Below are 21,434 nucleotides of genomic sequence, written 5' to 3' on the forward strand. Positions count from 1 at the left end.
GACAGTTCAGCTGATTGGGCACGCACATGGAATTGAAAGACAAGTTAATAATAATTACTGGCGGATGCCAGGGTCTTGGACGTGCAATGGCAGAGGACCTGGCGGCCAGAGGCGCCCGCCTCGCGCTGGTGGACCTGAATTCTGAAAAACTCGATGAAGCGGTCGCCGCCTGCCAGGCGCTCGGCACCCAGGCGCGCGCGTATCTGTGCAACGTCGCCGACGAAGCGCAGGTCGAGCGGACGGTCGCTCAAGTCGCCGAGGACTTCAGCAGCATCGATGGCCTGATCAACAACGCGGGGATCCTGCGTGACGGCCTGTTGGTCAAGGTCAAGGACGGCGTCATGACCAAACTGAGTCTGGCGCAGTGGCAGGCCGTGATCGATGTGAACCTGACCGGCGTGTTTCTCTGCACCCGGGAAGTGGCGGCCAAGATGATCGAGCTTGAATCCTCAGGGGTGATCATCAATATTTCGTCCATTTCCCGCGCCGGCAATATCGGCCAGACCAACTATTCGGCGGCCAAGGCCGGCGTCGCGGCGGCGACCGTTACCTGGGCACGGGAACTGGCGCGCTACGGCATCCGCGTCGCGGCCATCGCCCCTGGCTTCATCGAGACCGAAATGACCGGCGGCATGAAGCCCGAGGCGCTGGAAAAAATGACGTCCGCGATCCCGCTCAAACGCATGGGCACACCCCAGGAAATCGCCCATTCGGTGGCGTACATCCTGGAGAACGATTATTTCAGCGGGCGGGTTCTGGAGCTGGATGGGGCGATGCGGCTGTGACGCTGCATCGGCGTTGATGCAACAATCGCCAGCAAGCTGGCTCCCACGGGCTGTGTAGGAGCGGATTTATCCGCGATCTGCCGCGCAGCGGCAGCAGACCGGGCGACATCGCCAGCAAGCTGGCTCCCACGGACTGTGTAGGAGCCAGCGGGCGGCGATCCGTCTTGCTGGCGATAAGGCTTACCAGGTTACGCCGAAGCCCGCGGTATATCGGGTCTTGTCGACATTGCCGTTGTCGGCGCCGCTGATGATGTCTTTCTCGGCCTTGAGATTGAGCGAAGCCCAGTCGGTGACTTTGTAACGCAGGCCCGCTTCCACATCCAGCGCGTAGTCCGCTACGCCACTGAGAGGCTTGCCCAGCTCACCGTTGGTGAAGAATTCGAACTTCTTGCCTACCAGATAGCGGTTATAGTCCCAGGTGCCCGCGACGGCGTAGAAGTTTTCCTTCTCGCCATTGGAGAACTGGTAGTCGGTGCGGTTGAGCAGCGCGCCGACCTTGAAGGCGCCCAGTTCGTCGTCCCAGAGCTGGTAGCCCGGACCGGTACCGATGGTGCGCTGGCGGGACAGATCTTCGATCTTGTCGCGCTTGTAATTCACCCGCCCGGCCCAGAAGAATTTCTCGGTGATGAAGCGATCCAGAGAATACTCGGCGCTCCAGTTATCGGTGCCGACCACTTCATCGGTGGATTCGCGGTTGTACTCGCCCTTGGCGTTATGGCGCCACTGGCCGTGACGCGCCGAGGTGTTGAACGCGATGTTGTAGTCATCGGTATCGTTTTCAGCCTGCTGGAAATCCAGCGCGACGTCGACATTGCCCTTCCAGACCAGATCGGTGATGACCGGCTTGGGCTTGATGATCTGATCGATGCTGGCGAGTTCGACGGTCTTAGGCGCGTCACCGTTGGCGAGCGTGACCTTGCCGGCGTCGGCCGCCTTGAGGGACTTGCTCACTTCACCGGAACCGTTACCCTGCTTGACCAGCAACGGCTGGTCGCTTTCCAGGGTCTTGACCTGCGCCCAGTCCAGAGGGATGGCGCCGGCATACTCGGTCTGCAGCAACAGCTTGCCGCCATCGAAGACCTTGATGGTACCGGTCAGACGGTCGCCGTTTTTCAACCAGACCGTGTCGGCGAACAATGGAGTGGAAGCAGTGGTGATTGCGAGGCACAACAAAGTTCTGGACAACATAAGCGGCGACTGAGCTCTGGTAACGGGAATGGAGGCGTGCTGGGTAGGCCTGGAACGGTCGGGGGACCGCCGGGCACGAGTATGACTGACAGTCGGAAATTTCCGTAGTTCCCGTAGACAATAATGGTAACCAGGCTAAACAGAACTCCTTGATCGGAAGCAATCCATGCACTTGAACCCGCCTTCCGCCGCCGACGCACGTCGTGCCGCGCTTTACGTCACGCTGGCCCAGGTGCCGGAAGGCAAAGTCGTCAGCTACGGCCAATTGGCAGAACTGGCAGGTCTCGGACGAGCGGCACGCTGGGTGGGCCGGACATTGAGTCAGCTGCCCGAAGGCTCGAGACTGCCTTGGCATCGGGTTCTGGGCGCCGGCGGCCGGATCAGTCTTCCTGCCGGCAGCGCGTCAGGTGACGAACAGCGCGCCCGCCTGCGCGCCGAAGGCCTTACCATTCGGAACAATCGGGTCGATATGCAGCGTCATGGCTGGCGTCCCATGCAGCACAGCGGTTAGAGTGCGCGCTTTGTTTTCGCAACCTGAGGCAGACTCCAGCCCATGCCCCGTAAAACCTGGCGCGCCGCGCTCGCTGCCTATGCCAGCCCTTCGACACTCGTCTTGCTGTTGCTTGGATTCGCTGCGGGCATGCCTTACATGCTGGTCTTCTCCACGTTGTCGGTCTGGTTGCGCGAAGCGGGCGTGGCACGCGAAACCATCGGCTATGCAAGTCTGATCGGCCTGGCGTACGCCTTCAAATGGGTCTGGTCGCCACTGCTCGACCAATGGCGGCTGCCGGTACTCGGCCGTCTGGGCCGCCGTCGGTCCTGGCTGGTGTTGTCCCAGTCGCTGGTGATCCTGGGACTGATCGGCATGGGTTTCTGCGATCCGCAGCAGCACCTGTCATGGCTGATCGCGATTGCCGTCGTCGTTGCGTTCGCGTCCGCCACTCAAGACATCGCCGTCGATGCCTATCGTCTGGAAATCGCTCAGGACACCCAGCAGGCCGCCCTGGCCGCCAGCTATATGTCCGGTTACCGGGTCGCGGCGCTGCTGGCGACCGCCGGCGCGCTGTATTTTGCAGAAGGCTTCGGCTCGACCGGTTTTGCCTACAAGCACTCGGCATGGACCGGGACTTACGTGCTTTTCGGTTTGCTGATGATCCCGGCCCTGATCACCACACTGGTGATGCGCGAGCCACCGGTGCCATTGCGTACCCAGCTCTCCGCCGCCCGTTACGGTTTCATCCATCAGCTGGCTTCGGTCTTCGTGCTGATCGTGTTGCTGGTGTCCGTGCCGGCCATGTTCACCCAGTTCTACAACACCGATTTCGCCAGCGTACTGTTTCATGATGCCACCTGGCTGGACCTGCTGCTGGAAGACCGCGCATTCCTGCGCTCCATCCTCTATACGCTGCTGACCATCGCCTGTCTTTCCTCGGCGGGGCGACGCGGCCTGGCGCCGGTGCTGACGCCGGTCAACGATTTTATCGTGCGCTATCGCTGGCAGGCACTGTTGCTACTGGGGCTGATCGCCACTTATCGCATGTCTGACACAGTGATGGGCGTCATGGCGAACGTCTTCTATATCGACCAGGGTTTCACCAAGGATCAGATTGCCAGCGTCAGCAAGATATTCGGTCTGATCATGACACTGCTGGGGGCGGGCATTGGCGGCCTGTTGATCGTGCGCTTCGGCATCATGCCGATCCTGTTCATCGGCGGCCTGGCCTCGGCGGCGACCAATATCCTGTTTCTGCTGCTGGCGGACATGGGGCCGAACCTCCAGATGTTGATTCTGACCATCTCGCTGGACAACCTGAGCTCAGGTCTGGCGACCTCGGCATTCGTGGCTTACCTGTCGAGTCTCACCAACCTCAAGTTCTCCGCGACTCAATACGCGCTGCTCAGCTCGATCATGCTGCTGTTGCCGCGACTGATTGGCGGTTACTCAGGGGTGATGGTAGAGAAGTTCGGCTACCACAACTTCTTCCTGATCACTGCCCTGCTCGGGGTTCCGACACTGGTGATGATCATTCTGCAGTGGAGCAAGGAAGGGCGTGGCACGCCTGCTCCGCAAGGCAACGAAGCCGCCGCGGTGGAAAAGTCGTAAGTACAAGCAGGATCGTTTGCTGCCGCTTTGCGGCAGATCGCTGGCAAGCCAGCTCCTACAAAGTCGTCGTAGGAGCCAGCTTGCTGGCGATGCGGGTGACTTACACCTGCGGAGCGTCCTGCACGACGCGGATCACCCGCTGCGGGAACGGGATGTCGATGCCGGCCGCTTTCAGACGATCGCGCGCTTCGACATTGAAGTACGACATGACGTCGCCAAAATCGGACGTTTTGGTCCAGACCCGCAGCGACAGGGTAATCGCGCTTTCGCCCAAGGTCGCCACCACCGCTTGCGGTGCCGGATCCTCCAGGACGCGAGGGTCCTTGGCCATGTCCAGCAGAACTTCCAGAGCCTTCTTCAAGTCGGCTTCGTAGTTCACACCCACGTCGAACACGATCTTGCGAGTTGGCTGCCGGTTGGTGTTGGTGATGATGCCGTTGGACAGATTACCGTTGGGGATGATCACGGTCCGGTTATCGCCGGTGCGCAGCACGGTGTGGAAAATCTGGATATTGTCCACGGTGCCCTGCACGCCCTGCGCCTCGATCCAGTCGCCGATGCGGAAAGGACGGAACAGCAGAATCAGCACGCCGCCCGCGAAGTTCGCCAGGCTGCCTTGCAGGGCCAGACCGATTGCCAGACCCGCGGCACCTATCGCAGCGACGAACGAGGTGGTTTCGATCCCTACCATCGACGCAACGCTGACGATCAGCAGGATCTTCAGGATGATGTTCGCCAGACTGCTGACGAACCCTTGCAGCGCCAGGTCGGCATGACGCAGCGCCAGCAACGCGCCGAGCTTGCTGGTGACCCGGTTAATCAGCCACCAGCCGATACTGAGGGTCACGATCGCCAGGAGCAATCGGCTGCTGTACTGCATGATCATCGGAATCCAGGCCTGGGAGGCTCTCCACAGCTGGTCGACTTCCGCATTCAAATCCATCGTGTTTCTCCTTGCCTGTCATGGCCGACAGTGAAAGACCGCAACACGCAATCGTTTCAGCTATTGCCGACTTGATTCCGACTGGTCGGTGAACGCGGGGTTCCCGACCCGTCGGCCCCGGACTCAGTCGCGGAAGTTGTTGAACTGCAGCGGCATGCCCGAATCGTAGCCGCGCAGCAGAGCGATGGCTTCCTGCAAGTCGTCCCGCTTCTTGCCGGTCACACGAACCTGCTCGCCCTGAATAGCGGCCTGGACTTTGAGTTTAGCGTCCTTGATGTGGGCCACGATTTTCTTGGCCAGCTCTTTGTCGATGCCTTCGCGCAGCACGGCTTCCTGCTTCATGACCTTGCCGGAGGCATAGGCTTCTTTGACTTCCAGGCATTTGACGTCGATCTTGCGCTTGACCAGTGCCATTTTGAGGATATCGATCATGGCTTCGAGCTGGAACTCGGCCTCGGCGGTCAGTGTGACAGTCAATTCCTTGAACTCGAAACTGCCTTTGCCTTTAAGGTCGAAACGGCGATCCAGTTCCTTGATGGCGTTGTCGACGGCATTCGTGACTTCATGTTTATCCAGTTCGGACACTACGTCGAACGAGGGCATGTATCTTCTCCAATTGAATAGCGCGGGACGGGGTCGGGCGCGCGTGACTTGACGGTGTGAAAGACCGGTCATTATAACGAGACTTTTCCGGCCTTCACGCTGAGCCTTTATGTCGTTTTCTGATTTCAATGCACCTTCATTGTTCAATCCTTTGGCGAAGTGGCTCCGATGAGCGACGTCTGGCACGTTTTGGGCGCCGGCAGCCTGGGTAGTCTATGGGCGACACGCTTGGCGCGGGCCGGCGTACCGGTGCGCCTGATTCTGCGCCATGCCGACCGGCTGCAAGCCTATCGGGCCTCGGGCGCTCGCGTGACTCTGGTCGAAAAAGACAGGGAGCAGACTTACGAGATCGATGCCCAGACCGCCGGGGAACCCGAGCCCATCGCCCGTCTGCTGGTGGCCTGCAAGGCCTACGACGCGGAACCGGCAGTCGCCGCGCTGGCGCAGCGACTGGCACCGGGCGCCGAAGTGATCCTGTTGCAGAACGGTCTGGGCAGCCAGGATGCCGTGGCGGCACGCATTCCGGACGCGCGCTGCCTGTTTGCGTCGAGTACCGAAGGTGCCTTCCGCGACGCCGACTGGCGTGTCGTCTTCGCGGGCATCGGCCATACCTGGCTCGGCGACCCCGGTAATCCGGCGCCGCCGTCGCTGCTGTCAACGCTGGAAATGGCCGGCATTCCTCACGGGTGGACACCCGACATTCTCACCCGACTGTGGCGCAAGCTGGCGCTCAATTGCGCGATCAACCCGCTGACCGTGTTGCACGACTGCCGGAACGGCGGTCTGCTGGAACATCGCAGTGAAGTCGATGCGTTATGCGATGAGCTGGCCCGCTTGTTGAACAGCGTGGATCAGGCAGCGGCCGCGCAGGGTTTGCGTGACGACGTCTGGAAGGTGATTGAGGCGACCGCGGCGAACTATTCATCCATGCACCAGGACGTCGCCCGACAACGGCGCACCGAGATCGGCTTTCTGCTTGGGCACGCCCGCAACGCGGGTCTGGCCGCGCAGTGTCCGCAGCCGGGGCTTGAGCAGCTGCATGCGCGGCTGAGCGCCTATCTCGCTGCCAAGGGTTTGCGTACCGACTAGCCCGCGCTACCCTGCTGATTCCTTATCCGTGTGTGATTCGCCCATGCCTTTGCGTCAACGCCTGGAAAACCTGCCCGTCGGACAAAAGCTGCTCGCGGCTCTGCTGGTGCTGATGACCGCCGTACTGCTGGTCGCCAACCTGACGTTCATCAGCGCGGCCTATTACATCTCCCAGGAAGCCATGGCCCCGCAGGCATTGCAGACCATCGGCCGTCTGATCAGCAGTGCCGATCTCAATGAGCGGGCACTTAAATCGCCCGACGATGCGCGAGCGCTGCTTCGGGTTCTCAAGACCTACGGCCCGCTACGGGCGGCGGCGATCTATGACAACGACGGCACCCGCCTCGCCCAAGTCCAGCAGGGCGAAGAGCTTGCGCTGCCGACGCGCTATCAGGACATCGAAGGCTGGCGCCTGACCGAGTTTCGCAGCACTCAGCTGATTCCCGTCCCCAATGGCCAGCGGGCACCGGGCCATCTGTTACTGGTTGCCAGCAGCGAACTGCCTCCGGCGTTCTACACAGGCACCCTGACCGCAAGCTTTGCCATCCTGATCTTCAGCGTGCTGCTGTGGCTGGTCGTGGCGCGACAGATCCGCCGGCTGATCACCGAGCCTATCTATCAGCTCGAAGAACTCTCGCGCCAGGTTACCCGCGAAGAAAACTACGCCCTGCGCGCCATGCCGGGTAATCACGATGAAATCGGTTCGCTGGCGGAAGCCTTCAACACCATGCTTTCCCGTATCGAGGCCCGCGAGCAGCAGCTCAAACGGGCGCGGGACGACTCCCAGGAAGCCTACGATCAGGCTCAGGGTCTGGCCGAAGAGACACGCCACACCAATCGCAAGCTGGAGCTGGAAGTCCAGGTGCGCAGCAAGATCGAAAAGAAACTGACCGGCTTTCAGAACTACCTCAACAGCATCATCGACTCGATGCCATCAGCCATGATCGCGCTGGACGAGCAGCTCTATGTGACGCAATGGAACCAGGAGGCCACAGCCCTTTCCGGTACGCGGCTGGACGAGGCCTTGAACCAGCCCATCTTCATTGCATTCGAGCCGATGCGGGCCTTTCTGCCGCAACTCAAGCAGACCATCGAGCGCCATAGCGTGATCAAGATCGAGCGGGTGACCTGGACCCGCAATGACGAGCCCCGGCACTACGCGCTCACCTTCTACCCGCTGACCGGCGACGCGGGGCGCGGCGTGGTCATCCGCATCGACGATGTGACCCAGCGCATTTCCATGCAGGAAATGATGGTGCAATCGGAGAAAATGCTGTCCGTGGGCGGTCTTGCGGCGGGCATGGCGCACGAAATCAACAACCCGCTCGGCGCGATCCTGCATAACGTGCAGAACATCCGCCGGCGTCTGTCACCGGATTTGCCCAGGAACATCGAACAGGCGCAGGCCGACGGCATCGATCTGGCGGTGGTCAATAGTTATCTGGTCAGCCGCGAGGTGCCGCAGCTGCTCGATGGCATTCAACAGGCCGGCAGCCGGGCGGCGAAGATCGTCAGCCACATGCTCAACTTCAGCCGGCTCAGCGACCGTCAGCTATCGCCTTGCGACCTGCCCGCCCTTATCGATCAGGCCGTGGAAATCGCCGGCAACGACTTCGACCTGACCATAGGCTTCGACTTCAAGGGTCAGAACATCATCCGCCAGTTCGATCCCGAACTCGGCCAGGTACCCTGTATTGCCAACGAACTGGAGCAGGTCCTGCTCAATCTGCTCAAGAATGCGGCCCAGGCGATCCATCAACGGCCGGACAACGCCGAGCCGGGCCGGATCATCCTGCGCACTCGCCTGAATCCGCCATGGGCGGAGATTCAGGTGGAAGACAATGGCGTCGGAATGCCGGAAAACGTACGCAAGCGGACATTCGAGCCGTTCTTCACGACCAAGGAGATCGGTCAGGGAACCGGGCTGGGTCTTTCGGTTTCGTACTTCATCATCACCAATAACCATAAAGGCCAGATGGAAGTGCATTCTTCCGTTGGTTCGGGCACCTGCTTCACCCTCCGGCTGCCTCTGGTCGCCAGCCCGGTGAGCGTGCAGGAACAGGTCATTTCCAGGCTGTAACCAGGAGTCATGCGCAATGGGCTTTCGTTTGTCGAAGATTTACACCCGCACCGGGGACAGTGGCGAGACCGGACTGGGCGATGGTCGACGAGTGCCCAAAGACCACCCGCGTGTAGAGGCCATCGGCGAGGTTGATACGCTCAACAGCCAGCTGGGTTTGCTGCTTGCCCAGCTGGCGCAGGAAGCCTTGAACACACCCGAGCTGGGGGAAGTGATCACAGTGCTGCAACCTTGTCAGCATCGCCTGTTCGATTTGGGCGGAGAACTGGCTATGCCGGCCTGGCAGGCGCTGACCGCCGCTGAAATCGAGCGTCTGGAGGTGGCCATCGATCAATGGAACGAAGAACTGGGGCCACTGGAAAACTTCATCCTGCCGGGAGGTTCCATGCTGATTGCACAAGCGCACGTATGCCGCAGCCTGGCTCGCAGCGCCGAGCGTCGCTGTCAGCACCTCAACGCTATCGAACCGTTGGCGGGCGTGGGTCTGGCCTATATCAACCGGCTGTCGGACCTGCTGTTCGTCGCTGCCCGCATCATCGCCCGTCGGCAGATGGTGGCCGAGATCCTGTGGCAACCAGCGTCAAAACCGTAGGAGCGGCCGGGTCGGCGTTTCAGGCGAACCGCTATCGTTTCATCGCCAGCAAGCTGGCTCCTACACGGTACCGTAGGAGCCAGCTTGCTGGCGATCTGGGCGCGGGGTCTAAGGCCAAAACGCCCGTATACCGGCCACGCCCTGTGCACCGCATTCCCAAGCCTGTTGCCGCTGGTCGGGGCTGACGCCGCCGAGCAGGAACACGGGTTTGCTGAAACCGGCGATCAGTTCTCGCGCTTTGTCCCAGCCTAATGGCTCTGCATCGGGATGGGTCAGGGTCGGCTGCACAGGCGAAAGCGTCACGAAGTCCACACCCATCTGCTCGGCCAGCGCCAGTTCCTCGGCATCGTGGCAGGAAGCCGCCAGCCAGCGATGCTCCGGAAACGGTCGGCCCCGGCTGGCGTATTTGCGCAGTTGTTGCGAGGTCAGATGCCAGCCTGCCGCCGGGAAATCCCCGAGCCATTCCAGCGGACCCTTGAGCATCAACTGAGCCTTGCCGGCGCACAGCCCCACGGCATCCACCGCCAGGTCTCGATATTGCGGATCGTAACCGCCCGGCGCGCGGAGCTGGATCAGGCGCGTACCGCCGGCGATAGCTTTCTGGATGCCCCGCAACAGCTCGGGCGTCTCCAGGCCTTCGGGCGTAATGAGGTATTCGCCGGGCAGTCGTGCCGCCGAGACGATCGGCCGGTTCGCCGCGGGAAACTCGTAATCGGGCAGTTCCCTGGGCGTAACCCAGCGCAAGGGCTGCCCCTCCGCGCCGTGAGGTTCGCCGGTGTAAGCGGTGACTTCTCGTACGTCCAGCAAGACCTGCTTGTCGGCGTAGTCATGATGCACCTTGATCAACGGGCGCGAGGCCGTGACCACGATGCCCAGTTCTTCGTGCAGCTCGCGGGCCAGCGCGGCTTCGATGCCTTCGCCCTCCTCGACCTTGCCGCCCGGAAACTCCCACAACCCGCCCTGATGCTGGGTGTCGGCACGCTTGGCGATCAGGATTCGGCCATCGGCACGGCGAATGACGGCTGCGGCTACATGCACGCGTTTCACGATCAGGATTCCTCCAGGCCCGCCTGCTCCCAGCGCTTGAACGCAGGCCATTGATAGATGGTTTCCACGTAAGCCTGCGCTTCGGGCGGCAGGTCTACGTGATAGGTGCGCAAGCGGACGGCGACCGGCGCAAAAAAGGCGTCGGCGACGCTGGGCTTGCCGAACAGGAACGGCCCGCTTTCGCTGGACGCTGTCCGGCACTCGCCCCACAGTTCGATGATGCGATCGATGTCGTTCTGGGTGTCGACGGGGATCACTTCCAGCGGCTGATCGCGGCGCAGGTCCATGGGCATGCTGGAGCGCAGATTGACGAAACCGCTGTGCATCTGCGCGCACGCCGAGCGCGCTTGGGCGCGGGCTGCGATGTCGGTCGGCCACAGGTTGGCTTCGGGGAAGCGCTCGACCAGATATTCGCAGATGGCCAGCGAGTCGATGATGGTGCCGTACTCACACTGCAGCGCCGGCACCTTGCCGGTCGGCGAGTACTTGAGAATATTCTCGCGGGTGTCAGGCTGGTTCAGGCGGATTACCTGATCGGTGAACGGTGCGCCGGTCATCTCCAGCACCAGCCAAGGGCGCATTGACCAGGAGGAGTAACGTTTGTCGCCGATGATGAGGTGCAGGGACATGTTCTTGGCTCCGTGACAGGAAACGCGTGGATATAGCCTTATCGCCAGCAAGCTGGCTCCTACACGACCTGTAGGAGCCAGCTTGCTGGCGATCGGCCGCGCAGATCGCCGCTTACGTCCGATATTCGGCGTTGATCTTCACGTATTCGTGAGAAAGATCGGTCGTCCAGATCGTCTCGCTGCACTGGCCGCGGCCCAGTTCGATGCGGATGGTGATTTCTTCCTCGGCCATGACCGCCGAGCCCTGCTCTTCGGTATAGGTCGCGGCGCGACCGCCCTGGCTGGCGATGCACACTTGGCCCAGAAATACGTCGATCTTGCTGACATCCAGATCCGGCACGCCCGCGCGGCCCACCGCGGCCAGGATGCGACCCCAGTTAGGATCGGACGCGAACAGCGCGGTCTTGATCAGCGGCGAGTGTGCTACAGCGTAGCCGACATCCAGGCATTCCTGGTGATTACCGCCGCCGTTGACTTCTACCGTCACGAACTTGGTCGCGCCCTCGCCATCGCGAACGATCGCCTGGGCCACCTCCATGCACACCTCGAACACCGCCTTTTTCAGCGCGTCGAACAAGGGGCCGCTGGCCTCGGTGACTTCAGGCACGTCGGCCTGACCGGTGGCGATCAGCATGCAGCAGTCGTTGGTCGAGGTGTCACCATCAATGGTGATGCGGTTGAAGGACTTGTTGGCGCCATCGCGGATCAGGTCCTGCAGAACGGACTGCGACACTCTGGCGTCAGTGGCGATGTAACCGAGCATGGTCGCCATGTTCGGCCGGATCATGCCCGCGCCTTTGCTGATACCGGTCACGGTGACCGTCACGCCTTCATACTGGAACTGACGGCTCGCGCCCTTGGGCAGCGTGTCGGTGGTCATGATGCCGGTCGCGGCGGCCGCCCAGTTATCCACGGACAGGTCGTCGATCGCGGCCTGCAAGGCACCTTCGATTTTCTCGACCGGCAACGGCTCGCCGATCACGCCGGTGGAGAACGGCAGAACGGCGGACGAGTTGACGCCAGTCAGCTCGGCCAGCTTTTCGCAGGTACGACGAGCCGCGGCAAGGCCCGGCTCACCGGTCCCGGCGTTAGCGTTGCCGGTGTTGGTCAGCAGGTAACGCACGGTGCCCTGCACGCGTTGTTTGGCGAGAATCACCGGCGCGGCGCAAAAGGCGTTCAGGGTGAACACGCCCGCAACGCTGGAGCCTTCGGCGCAGCGCATGACCACCACGTCCTTGCGCCCTGGGCGCTTGATGCCGGCGGACGAAATGCCCAGTTCGAAACCTGGAACCGGGTGCAGCGTAGGCAAAGGACCAAGACCAACAGCCATGGGTGTGCTCCTCAAGGACAATCCGCGCCGCGCGCATCGCAGCGGCGTTCAATGAAAAAACGCCGCGACAGGAAAGCCGGTCGCGGCGTGGTGACTGCAAGGTCAGGCGATCAGTTGATCTGGCCGTGACAGTGCTTGTATTTCTTGCCCGAACCGCACCAGCACAGCTCGTTGCGGCCCAGCTTCTGGTCATTGCGGACCGGCGCGGCGGCGACGGCTACGTCCGCAGCTTCCTCTTCTTCGGCCGGCTGCTCGATGCCTGGCGCCGCGGCATGCTGGAATTGCATGCGCTTGGCCAGTTCCTCGGCTTCCTGACGCAGGCGCGCCTCTTCTTCCTCGGGGTCTTCGCGACGAACCTGTACGTGAGACAGCACACGAATGGAGTCGCGCTTGATCGAGTCGAGCAGTTCCTGGAACAGGGTGAAGGACTCGCGCTTGTATTCCTGCTTCGGGTTCTTCTGCGCATAGCCGCGCAGGTGAATGCCGTGACGCAGGTGGTCCATGGTCGACAGGTGGTCTTTCCACAGATCGTCGAGCACACGCAGCACGATCTGCTTCTCGAAGCTGCGCAGCGCTTCGGCGCTCGCCTGATCTTCCTTCTCGCTGTAAGCCACCAGCAGCTCCGCCAGGATCTTCTCGCGCAGAGTGTCTTCGTGCAGATTGTCGTCTTCGTCGAGCCACTGCTGGACCGGCAGCTTGACGGCGAAGTCGGTATTGAGCGCGGCTTCCAGGCCCGCTACGTCCCACTGCTCGGGCAGCGACTGCGGCGGAATGTGCTGGCTGATCAGGTTGCTCAGAACTTCCTCGCGGAAATCGACAATGGTGTCGCCGATGTTGGTGGCGGCCAGCAGGCTGTTGCGCATGTGATAAATCACTTTGCGCTGCTCGTTCGCCACGTCGTCGAATTCAAGCAATTGCTTGCGGATGTCGAAGTTGCGACCTTCCACCTTGCGCTGCGCTTTCTCGATAGCGTTGGTCACCATGCGGTGTTCGATGGCCTCGCCGGATTGCATGCCCAGCGCCTTCATGAAGTTCTTGACCCGGTCGGAGGCGAAGATGCGCATCAGGCTGTCTTCGAGCGACAGGTAGAAACGGCTGGAACCGGTATCGCCCTGACGACCCGCGCGACCACGCAGCTGGTTGTCGATACGACGCGATTCGTGACGCTCGGAGGCGATCACATGCAGGCCGCCCGCTTCGATGACCTGTTGATGACGCTTCTGCCAGTCGGCCTTGATCTGCGCGATCTGCTCGGGAGTCGGGTCTTCCAGACTCGCGACTTCGACTTCCCAGTTGCCGCCCAACAGGATGTCGGTACCGCGACCGGCCATGTTGGTGGCGATGGTCAGCGCGCCCGGACGGCCGGCCTGAGCGATGATCTCGGCTTCCTTCTCGTGGAACTTGGCGTTCAGGACCTTGTGCTCGATCCCTTCCTGTTCCAGCAGCCTGGACATGTGTTCGGAAGTCTCGATGGTCGCCGTACCCACCAGTACCGGACGATTTTCCGCCAGACAGGCCTTGATGTCGGCGACGATGGCCGCGTACTTCTCGTCGGCGGTGAGGTAGACGAGGTCGTTGAAGTCCTTGCGCGCCAGCGGCTTGTTCGGCGGGATGACCATGACCGGCAGGTTGTAGATCTGGTGGAATTCGAACGCTTCAGTGTCCGCCGTACCGGTCATGCCCGACAGCTTGCTGTACAGACGGAAGTAATTCTGGAAAGTGGTCGACGCCAGGGTCTGGCTCTCGGCCTGGATGTTCAGGTTTTCCTTGGCTTCGATGGCCTGGTGCAGGCCTTCGGACAGGCGACGGCCCGGCATGGTACGGCCAGTGTGCTCGTCGACCAGCAGCACCTGACCGTCCTGCACGATGTACTCGACGTTGCGGTTGAACAGTTTGTGCGCGCGCAGGCCGGCATAGACGTGGGTCAGCAGGCCCAGGTTGTGCGCCGAGTACAGGCTCTCGCCTTCGGCCAGCAGGCCGGCGTTGGTGAGCATTTCCTCGATGAACTGGTGCCCGGCTTCATTGAGTTCCACCTGACGGGATTTCTCGTCGATGGTGAAGTGACCCGGCTTGGTGACTTCGCCTTCCACTTCCTCGATGTGCTGTTCAAGCTTGGGGATCAAACGGTTGATTTCGGTGTACAGGCGCGAGCTGTCTTCGGCCTGGCCGGAGATGATCAGCGGGGTACGGGCTTCGTCGATGAGAATCGAGTCGACTTCGTCGATCACGGCGAAGTTGAGTTCGCGCTGGAACTTGTCGTCCATGCTGAACGCCATGTTGTCGCGCAGGTAATCGAAACCGAATTCGTTGTTGGTGCCGTAGGTGATATCGGCGGCGTAGGCGGCGCGCTTTTCCTCGGGCGGCTGGAACGGCGTGACGATGCCGACGGTCAGGCCGAGGAATTCGTACAACGGACGCATCCAGTTGGCGTCGCGGCGTGCCAGGTAATCGTTGACGGTCACAACGTGCACGCCCTTGCCGGACAGCGCGTTGAGGTATACCGCCAGGGTGGCGACCAGGGTCTTGCCTTCACCGGTACGCATCTCGGCGATCTTGCCTTCGTGCAAGGTCATGCCACCGATCAGCTGAACGTCGAAGTGACGCATGCCCATGATGCGCTTGCCCGCTTCACGCGCGACGGCAAAGGCTTCCGGCAGAAGCTGGTCGAGGGTCTCGCCTTTGGCTATGCGGGCCTTGAACTCTGGGGTCTTGGCGCGCAATTGCTCGTCCGTGAGGCCCAACATTTGCTCTTCGAAGGCATTGACGATCTGTACCGTCTTGAGCATGCGTTTGACTTCACGCTCGTTCTTGCTTCCAAAAAGTTTTTTTAACAAAGGCGCAAACATATCGACAGGATCTTCCACACATAGGAATGGAGGGCGGCCCCGTGAGTCGCCCGTGCAGCCCCCAAGGCCGCATGCGAACGAGCATTCTACCCGGAAACGATGGTGAGGAAAGTGGCGTTAATCCACGATGCTGGCACAGCGCTGTGACGGGGCACAGGTACAATGGGGCCGTTTTCTGACACTTCAACCCCCGAATAGTTGAAGTTACTCATTGATTTTCTTATGAAAGCCCGCAAATCGGGCGGCTCACGGCGCCCTGCCCGCTTTCTGCTAAGATATCGGCCTCGTCACACCCAGGCATTGCACCTCATGGCCTTTCGTCCCCTCAACGCCCGCGCCCCGGCTGTCCTGTTGCGCGAAGCCAAGCCGCTCAAAGCCATTTTCCGCCAGGCCGAACGCCTCGGCCATCTGCAGCGCCTGCTCGAAAGCCAGTTGCAACCAGCCGCCCGGGAACATTGCCACGTGGCGTCATGGCGCGAGGGCTGCCTGCTGTTGATCGTCACCGACGGGCACTGGGCTACCCGCCTGCGCTATCAGCAGAAGCGCCTGCATCGCCAGTTGCTGGCGTTCGACGAGTTCATGAACCTCACCCGGATCGTATTCAAGGTCCAGCCGCCGACGGTGCGCGGCGCGACAGCGGGTCATACCATCGACCTGTCTCCAGTGGCCGCCGAAAACATTCAGGCCACGGCCGAAGGTATCACGGACCCGAAACTGCGCGCCGCGCTGGAGCGGCTGGCCAGTCACGCGCATACCAAGCGGGGATAAAGCGTAGGAGCGGATTCATCCGCGAAGCAATTGATCAGGCGATGAAAAAATTTGCGCCTGTGCGGTCAATCGCGGCTAAAGCGGAACGCCGCCCGGCCGCTCCTACATGCTGCGGTCATGTAGATTCCGCGGTTATTTCCCCAGCGTTCGCTCGAAGCGTGTTTCGCCCGGCCTCAGCAAGCCCGCCTGGATCAGCAAAGGTCGTACGCCGGCCTCGGCTTCGACCTGGCCGGTGATCTGCGTCCGGCGGGTGAACGGGTCGATCCGGGCGTCGAATCGATGCTGCCCGTTACGCGCGACCTGGACCAGCAGCAGTATTTTCTCCCGACAGTCCACGTTGAGTCGCGCATTGCCCAGGACCATCATCCACGGCGAGAGCAGCACCATGTCGTCGCCGATCAGTTCGCCTTCGCTAGACACGCAACGCGCACCGCGCCCCTCGATCTGCAACCTGCCCCGCCACTGACCGTCCAGCGCATAACCGACAGGCGGCGTGACCGTGGCCGCGCCGGGTAGCAGGTCCGCTCGCCAGGCCCAAGGCCAGCCGCTGATCGACATTCCCCACGCCTGTTGCTGGAAGCCCCCGTCCAGGTGCGCCTCGCCCAGCCAGGGGCGCAGCTTCCAGGCCAGCGGACCGAACGGGCCGATCTGCTCGGCGCGTCCGGTCCAGAGACTGCCGGTGATGATTTTCGGCTCCCAGCCGGACGGCCAGTCGATCGTGCGCGCGATCAAGGCGGCCGGCAGGTTGAGCAGCAGCGTCACAACGAAGACGACGGCACCGATGATCCAGAGTCTGCGCGTCACGGACCGACACTCCCGCGACCGACATCCAGACTGAACAGCATGGCCTGATGGCCTTGCTCCAGGCTCCAGCGCATGGGCGTGCCGCCCTGCTCCTGAATACTGCGCATCAACCGCGCCAGCGCTTCGGCGCCTGTGACCTCGCCACGCAACAGCCAGATGTCACCGCGCTGTTCCACTTTGGTCAGGACGATACCCCGCGCGCTCGCCAGCGTCTGCCAGTGCTCGGCAGTGAATACCGGGCCGGGGTTCAGGGCTTGCGCCAGGCGCGCAAGTTGCGGCCACTGGCTCACCTCTTTCACGGCCGAAACCACAGGTCGGCCGACCAGAACAAGGACCAGCGTCAGGACCACGACCCAGCCTCCCAGCAACAGATAGCGCCGCACGGGCGGCAGGGCCTGGAAGGCGATCGATGCGCGTTGCGTCAGAGCGTTCATGGCTGTGCACCCAGATCGAAATTGACGGTGAGCAGGGAAGTCTTGTCATCGACCACCGCGTTGGCGACCGCGCCCACCGCCTTGCCCATGGCCTGCCAGTGCCCGATATCCGAGGCCGCTGCGTCGCCGCTGAGCACCAGTCGCCAGTTGCGGCCGTCGAAATAGTTGCCCGACACGCCCCAACCCGGCCTGCTCGCCAGCCAGTCTGCAACCGCGGCCTCCAGCTCCGCAACCTGCTGCTGACGACTGCGCCAGTCGGTCTGCCGCGCCTGCAAACGTGACAGCGCGCGAGCCGCCTGCCGGGTATCGGCAACCGGCCCGGTCACGGCTTCGACCTGGGCTTTCCAGACCGGCAGTTGCTGCCAGAACTGCACTGCCAGCACGCTTGCCCAGCACAGCGCCAACCCGGCGCAGACACCGGCCAGACGGCGCTGGAACCGGGTGAACGAGACGCGTCCAGGCCCGCGTGGGCGACGCACCACCGGACGCCCGAGCAGGCTGGGCAAATGCTCCAGACGCGCCCATTCCGAAGGCCACTCGCCGGTCATGTGCAGATCGGCCTGCGGCCAGTCCGCGGGGCATGCTCCCAATTGCCTTGGCCAGACCAGCCAGTGCTGCGTACCGTCATCCGCTGCGCGCAGCAGACAATCATTCGTGGAACGGGTCCAGCACAAGGCCTGACCTGGAAGCTGTTGCGGCAACAGCTGCTGTTCGGCCCATACCGCATGCGGCGCCATTCCGAGCGCCTGGCATTCGGCCAACCACTGATCGAACCTGGCCTGCTCGACCACCAGCAGCTCCAGGCGGCCTTCTCGGCGGGCAAGACACTCGACCCTCACCTGCTCGACCGGCTGCTGTAACACGTCCTCCAGCAGCAACGGCCATTCATGCCGCTTGAGACCTGGCGGCGCGGGGATCTGGAAATGGCTACAGGCGGCTGCGGGCAGCACCAACGCGACTCTGTCACGAGACACATCCGCGGGCGGCGGCCAGTCGCCGGATCGGCCGCCGGGATGGCAGCACCACTGCCAGCCCGACGCCTCCGCTACCGGCCGCACCAGCAGCCAGCCACGCGGGGCCCCGGCGGTCGGTCGCAAGCGGGCGATTAGCGCTTCAAGCTTGTTCATGGTCGGGTATCGGGCAGAGCGAAGGTACAGACATAAGGCACTCCATGACGCTCGAATTCGAGACGCACGCCCCGGTTGGGAACCGGCGCGACAGTTGAAGGGAACGCTAGCCATCGGTTCCCCTGATAAAAGCTCACCTGAAGGCGGTCCACCGCCTCAAGATTTTCCCGGCGTTCCCAGCGTGGCCGGCCCGGCGCATACAGATCGTCCGAGGTCGACAGGCTCAGGCGTCGCTCGCCCGGACTGAATGTCAGCCGCTGACGTTGCTGGCGCGACTGGCCACCTGTCGACGGATCGGGCCAGGCAGTCAACGCCACCCACTCCAGGCGATGGCTGGCGGGCTGCCAGTCCAGCCAGACCCGCGGCAATGGCAGGCGGTTTTCATACAGCTGACGCAGCACCAATGAATCGAAGCGGCGTTCCAGCGCCAGGCAGAATTCCAGCACCAAGGGTTCGTTACCGGGCTCGGTCAGTCGCTCCCGGACTTTCAACCAGCCGTTGACCAGCGCCGCCAAGACCACGCCGACCACTGCGGTCAGCGCCAGCGCCACCAGCAATTCGATCAGGGTCAGACCGCGCTGAGTCGTGCTCACGGACGCACCAGAAACAGCGTGAAATGTCCCAGCGGCTCGCGCTCGTCCTTTGCCGCGAACAGCGCCAGTTCGCCGCGCCGCAGGTGCTGGACTCCGGTCATGCGCAGCTCCAGTCGCCAGTGACAGGTCGCCGCGCCCTGACGCAGTTCGCCCGAGACCTGATCCAGCGCCGGCCAGTAGCGTTCAACGCTGAATCGCGCCTCCAGCTCCCGGGCGCACAGACTGCCCAGCCGGTGCTGCTGGACGGCCTGATGGACGCTGATGCGCTGACGCAGCAACTGGCTGACCATGACGGTCATCACCGCCGCGATCCCCAGCGCGACCACCACCTCCAGCAAGGTGAATCCCCGCTGGCTTTTCACGGCAGTTGCGTCCGGCTCAGGCGACCGTCGCTCAGCCACTGCCAGCGCTCGCGACCTTCGGCCCAGCGCCAGTCCAGAGTCGCGGGCGATGCCAGGCCGTTGGCGGTGAATACCACTATCGGCTCGCTGGATGCCGGCCAGTCGGCTTTCAATCTCTCGGGCCAGTCGCGGGTGACGCGCGTGTCCGCCACCCAGCGCGGCGCTGCGCCACCGGAGTGCAAACGCACGAACTCCGGCTTTCGACCGTTCCAGCGCAGGCCCGACACCTGTCCGCTGTGCCGGGCCAGATCGCCATGGGCGCGAGCCTCTGCGGCAAGCTGTTCCAGCGCCCGTTCAAGCGGTGCCGGCCCGGCGTCCAGCCAGGCCACGCTCATGGCGCTGAACAGGCCGACGATCAGCAGCACGACCAGAAGCTCCAGCAGCGAAAAGCCCCGCGACCCTTTCATTCAAAGGTTCCAGTTACCGATGTCACCGTCGGTCCCTTCGCCGCCTTGCGCGCCATCGGCACCCAGCGAGTAGATATCGATGCGCCCGTGTTCGCCCGGCGCGCGATAGTGGTAGGGGTTGCCCCATGGATCGTCCGGCAGGCGGCGAATGTACCCGTCGGCCCGCCACGAACGCGCCAGGGGTTCGACCTTGGGCGCGCTGGTCAAGGCGCCAAGCCCTTGCTCGGTGGTGGGATAGCGCAAGTTGTCGAGGCGGTACATGTCCAGCGCCTGCTCCAGCGTCGACAGGTCGGCCATGACCTTCTGGCGCATGGCCTTGTCCTGATTGCCTAGCACGCTGGGCGCGACCACGGCGATCAACAGACCGATGATGAAGATCACCACCATGATTTCCATGAGGGTGAACCCTCTCTGGCGGCGTGGCGGGAAAGTCGATGGCATGAGCAAGATCTCCATGGTCAGAATTTGAGTCCCTGGTTGAGCTGCATGATCGGCAGCAGGACGGCCAGCACGATGAACAGCACGACGCCGCCCATCACCAGAATCATCAAGGGTTCGAACAGCGCCATGAGCGTGTCGACCTGTCGGGCGAAACCGCGCTCCTGGTTGTCGGCGACGCGTTCGAGCATGTCCGGCAAGGTGCCGCTGGCCTCGCCGCTGGCGACCATGTTGAGCAGCAGTGGAGGAAAATGGCCGGAGCCGCTCAGGGCCCGGTGCAGGCTGACGCCGCCCTCGACCTGATCGCGCACGCTTTCCAGGGCACGGTGCACCTCGCGGTTGGCGACCGTGGCGGTCGCGACCTGCAAGGCTTCGAGCAAGGGCACGCCGCTGCCGACCAGAATCGCCAGGCTTCTCGAGAGCCGGGCGCTTTCCAGCACGGTGAGCAACGGGCCGACCTTTGGCAGGCGGAGCAATGTCCGGTCACGACGCAAGCGCCAGTGGGGCTTGCGCAGCAGGAACGTGCCCGCAATGCCAAGCGCGACGGCCAACGCCAGCAGCCAGGGCCCGATCAGCACCAGCCCCTCGCTGATCCCGATCAGCAGGCGCGTGATCAACGGCAGGATCTGCCCGCTGTGGGTGAACTGCTCGGTGAGCTTGGGCACCACGAACGTCATCAGGCCAACGACGACCAGCAGCGACACCAGCATCAGCACTGCGGGGTAGATCATTGCGGTACGCGCCTTGTGTCGTTGGCGCTGCACCTGTTCAAGGTGCTCGGCAAGACGTTCGAGCACCGGCGCCAGCTTGCCCGAGCGCTCGCCCGCCTCCACCAGCGAGCAGTACAGACCGTTGAACAGGCCGCCCTGACGCCGCAGGCTCTGGGCCAGGCTGTGGCCCTCGCCGAGCGCGCCGCGTACCGCGACCAGCAGATTGCGGATCGCCGGCTCGGCCAGTTGCCGCTCCAGCGTCGACAAGGCGTCGACCAGCGGGATGCCGGCGCTCAACAGCGTCGCCAGTTGCCGGGTCAGTTCGCACAGTTGAGCGTGACTGAGACGCTGACCACGCGGGCTGGACGAAGCGGCGGTCTGCAGCTGCAAGTCGCGGGCGAACAGCCCCTGCTCGCGCAGTAATTGCCGGGCATGCCGCTCGTTTTCCGCCTGCAGGCTGGCCTTGCGGGTCCGGCCGGACGGGTCGAGCGCCTGATAACGGTAGGTCGGCATTGA

22 protein-coding genes are annotated in these 21,434 nt (G+C 62.8%); 7 read left to right on the top strand and 15 right to left on the bottom strand.

Annotated features, from left to right (window positions below):
* Window positions 1-26: 26 nt before the first annotated feature.
* Entirely contained in the window at window positions 27-785 is a 759-nt protein-coding gene (locus TRP66_RS09730; protein ID WP_333401424.1) for an SDR family oxidoreductase, read from the top strand.
* A 180-nt stretch (window positions 786-965) separates the two neighbouring features.
* Here the strand turns inward: TRP66_RS09730 and TRP66_RS09735 are convergent, their stop codons facing one another.
* Entirely contained in the window at window positions 966-1,973 is a 1,008-nt protein-coding gene (locus TRP66_RS09735; RefSeq protein ID WP_333401425.1) for a DUF481 domain-containing protein, read from the bottom strand.
* A gap of 166 nt (window positions 1,974-2,139) precedes the next feature.
* On the opposite strand from TRP66_RS09735, the gene TRP66_RS09740 reads away from it, so the two are divergent.
* Together TRP66_RS09740 and TRP66_RS09745 are read left to right on the top strand one after the other, a co-directional pair.
* Window positions 2,140-2,484: an MGMT family protein gene (locus tag TRP66_RS09740; RefSeq protein ID WP_333401426.1), complete on the top strand. Its 345-nt coding sequence runs from the start codon at window positions 2,140-2,142 to the stop codon at window positions 2,482-2,484.
* Between the two features lie 42 nt (window positions 2,485-2,526).
* Window positions 2,527-4,077: an AmpG family muropeptide MFS transporter gene (locus TRP66_RS09745; protein WP_333401427.1), complete on the top strand. Its 1,551-nt coding sequence runs from the start codon at window positions 2,527-2,529 to the stop codon at window positions 4,075-4,077.
* Between the two features lie 100 nt (window positions 4,078-4,177).
* Here the strand turns inward: TRP66_RS09745 and TRP66_RS09750 are convergent, their stop codons facing one another.
* Together TRP66_RS09750 and TRP66_RS09755 are read right to left on the bottom strand one after the other, a co-directional pair.
* Window positions 4,178-5,020: a mechanosensitive ion channel family protein gene (locus TRP66_RS09750; protein WP_333401428.1), complete on the bottom strand. Its 843-nt coding sequence runs from the start codon at window positions 5,018-5,020 to the stop codon at window positions 4,178-4,180.
* 123 nt (window positions 5,021-5,143) lie between these two features.
* A complete protein-coding gene (locus tag TRP66_RS09755) occupies window positions 5,144-5,623 on the bottom strand; it encodes a YajQ family cyclic di-GMP-binding protein (RefSeq protein WP_333401429.1) in 480 nt (159 codons plus the stop codon).
* Between the two features lie 168 nt (window positions 5,624-5,791).
* On the opposite strand from TRP66_RS09755, the gene TRP66_RS09760 reads away from it, so the two are divergent.
* The 3 genes from TRP66_RS09760 to TRP66_RS09770 are packed head-to-tail and all read left to right on the top strand — an operon-like array spanning window position 5,792 to window position 9,384.
* Window positions 5,792-6,712 carry a putative 2-dehydropantoate 2-reductase gene (locus tag TRP66_RS09760; protein ID WP_333401430.1) on the top strand — a complete coding sequence of 307 codons (921 nt, stop codon included), beginning with the start codon at window positions 5,792-5,794 and terminating at the stop codon, window positions 6,710-6,712.
* A 43-nt stretch (window positions 6,713-6,755) separates the two neighbouring features.
* Window positions 6,756-8,792 (top strand): sensor histidine kinase, encoded by a 2,037-nt coding sequence (locus tag TRP66_RS09765; RefSeq protein WP_333401431.1) that lies wholly within the window; start codon window positions 6,756-6,758, stop codon window positions 8,790-8,792.
* A 16-nt stretch (window positions 8,793-8,808) separates the two neighbouring features.
* Window positions 8,809-9,384 (top strand): cob(I)yrinic acid a,c-diamide adenosyltransferase, encoded by a 576-nt coding sequence (locus TRP66_RS09770; protein ID WP_333401432.1) that lies wholly within the window; start codon window positions 8,809-8,811, stop codon window positions 9,382-9,384.
* A gap of 108 nt (window positions 9,385-9,492) precedes the next feature.
* On the opposite strand, the gene TRP66_RS09775 is transcribed toward TRP66_RS09770, so the two are convergent.
* From TRP66_RS09775 to secA, 4 genes are all read right to left on the bottom strand, one after another.
* The gene (locus TRP66_RS09775) at window positions 9,493-10,431 is read right to left on the bottom strand and encodes a Nudix family hydrolase (protein WP_333401433.1); all 939 of its coding nucleotides are present in this window, start codon (window positions 10,429-10,431) and stop codon (window positions 9,493-9,495) included.
* A 2-nt stretch (window positions 10,432-10,433) separates the two neighbouring features.
* Window positions 10,434-11,060: a glutathione S-transferase family protein gene (locus tag TRP66_RS09780; RefSeq protein ID WP_333401434.1), complete on the bottom strand. Its 627-nt coding sequence runs from the start codon at window positions 11,058-11,060 to the stop codon at window positions 10,434-10,436.
* A 112-nt stretch (window positions 11,061-11,172) separates the two neighbouring features.
* Window positions 11,173-12,390: a bifunctional glutamate N-acetyltransferase/amino-acid acetyltransferase ArgJ gene (argJ, locus tag TRP66_RS09785; protein WP_333401435.1), complete on the bottom strand. Its 1,218-nt coding sequence runs from the start codon at window positions 12,388-12,390 to the stop codon at window positions 11,173-11,175.
* 110 nt (window positions 12,391-12,500) lie between these two features.
* Entirely contained in the window at window positions 12,501-15,236 is a 2,736-nt protein-coding gene (gene secA, locus TRP66_RS09790) for a preprotein translocase subunit SecA (protein ID WP_333401436.1), read from the bottom strand.
* 309 nt (window positions 15,237-15,545) lie between these two features.
* Between secA and TRP66_RS09795 the strand changes: the two genes are divergently transcribed.
* The gene (locus tag TRP66_RS09795) at window positions 15,546-16,004 is read left to right on the top strand and encodes a DUF721 domain-containing protein (protein WP_333401437.1); all 459 of its coding nucleotides are present in this window, start codon (window positions 15,546-15,548) and stop codon (window positions 16,002-16,004) included.
* Between the two features lie 132 nt (window positions 16,005-16,136).
* Here TRP66_RS09795 and TRP66_RS09800 read toward each other — a convergent pair whose 3' ends face one another.
* The 8 genes from TRP66_RS09800 to gspF are packed head-to-tail and all read right to left on the bottom strand — an operon-like array spanning window position 16,137 to window position 21,431.
* The gene (locus TRP66_RS09800) at window positions 16,137-16,808 is read right to left on the bottom strand and encodes a hypothetical protein (protein WP_333401438.1); all 672 of its coding nucleotides are present in this window, start codon (window positions 16,806-16,808) and stop codon (window positions 16,137-16,139) included.
* Complete coding sequence (gene gspM, locus TRP66_RS09805) at window positions 16,805-17,242, bottom strand: type II secretion system protein GspM (protein ID WP_333401439.1); 438 nt, start codon at window positions 17,240-17,242, stop codon at window positions 16,805-16,807. Before gspM ends, TRP66_RS09800 begins: the two co-directional genes overlap by 4 nt.
* Entirely contained in the window at window positions 17,239-18,369 is a 1,131-nt protein-coding gene (locus TRP66_RS09810; RefSeq protein WP_333401440.1) for a type II secretion system protein GspL, read from the bottom strand. Before TRP66_RS09810 ends, gspM begins: the two co-directional genes overlap by 4 nt.
* A complete protein-coding gene (locus tag TRP66_RS09815; protein WP_333401441.1) occupies window positions 18,366-18,962 on the bottom strand; it encodes a prepilin-type N-terminal cleavage/methylation domain-containing protein in 597 nt (198 codons plus the stop codon). The genes TRP66_RS09810 and TRP66_RS09815 overlap by 4 nt, the downstream gene beginning before the upstream one ends.
* On the bottom strand, window positions 18,959-19,324 hold the full coding sequence (locus tag TRP66_RS09820; protein WP_442965187.1) for a type II secretion system protein: 366 nt from the start codon (window positions 19,322-19,324) through the stop codon (window positions 18,959-18,961). The genes TRP66_RS09815 and TRP66_RS09820 overlap by 4 nt, the downstream gene beginning before the upstream one ends.
* Window positions 19,321-19,770: a type II secretion system minor pseudopilin GspH gene (gene gspH, locus TRP66_RS09825; protein ID WP_333401442.1), complete on the bottom strand. Its 450-nt coding sequence runs from the start codon at window positions 19,768-19,770 to the stop codon at window positions 19,321-19,323. Before gspH ends, TRP66_RS09820 begins: the two co-directional genes overlap by 4 nt.
* Complete coding sequence (gspG, locus tag TRP66_RS09830) at window positions 19,771-20,211, bottom strand: type II secretion system major pseudopilin GspG (RefSeq protein ID WP_333401443.1); 441 nt, start codon at window positions 20,209-20,211, stop codon at window positions 19,771-19,773.
* Window positions 20,212-20,228: 17 nt separating this feature from the next.
* Window positions 20,229-21,431, bottom strand: coding sequence for a type II secretion system inner membrane protein GspF (gspF, locus tag TRP66_RS09835; RefSeq protein ID WP_333401444.1), 1,203 nt, complete (start codon window positions 21,429-21,431; stop codon window positions 20,229-20,231).
* Window positions 21,432-21,434: the final 3 nt, after the last annotated feature.

The sequence above is a fragment of the Pseudomonas sp. JDS28PS106 genome, assembly GCF_036706555.1.
Taxonomy (GTDB): Bacteria; Pseudomonadota; Gammaproteobacteria; order Pseudomonadales; family Pseudomonadaceae; genus Aquipseudomonas.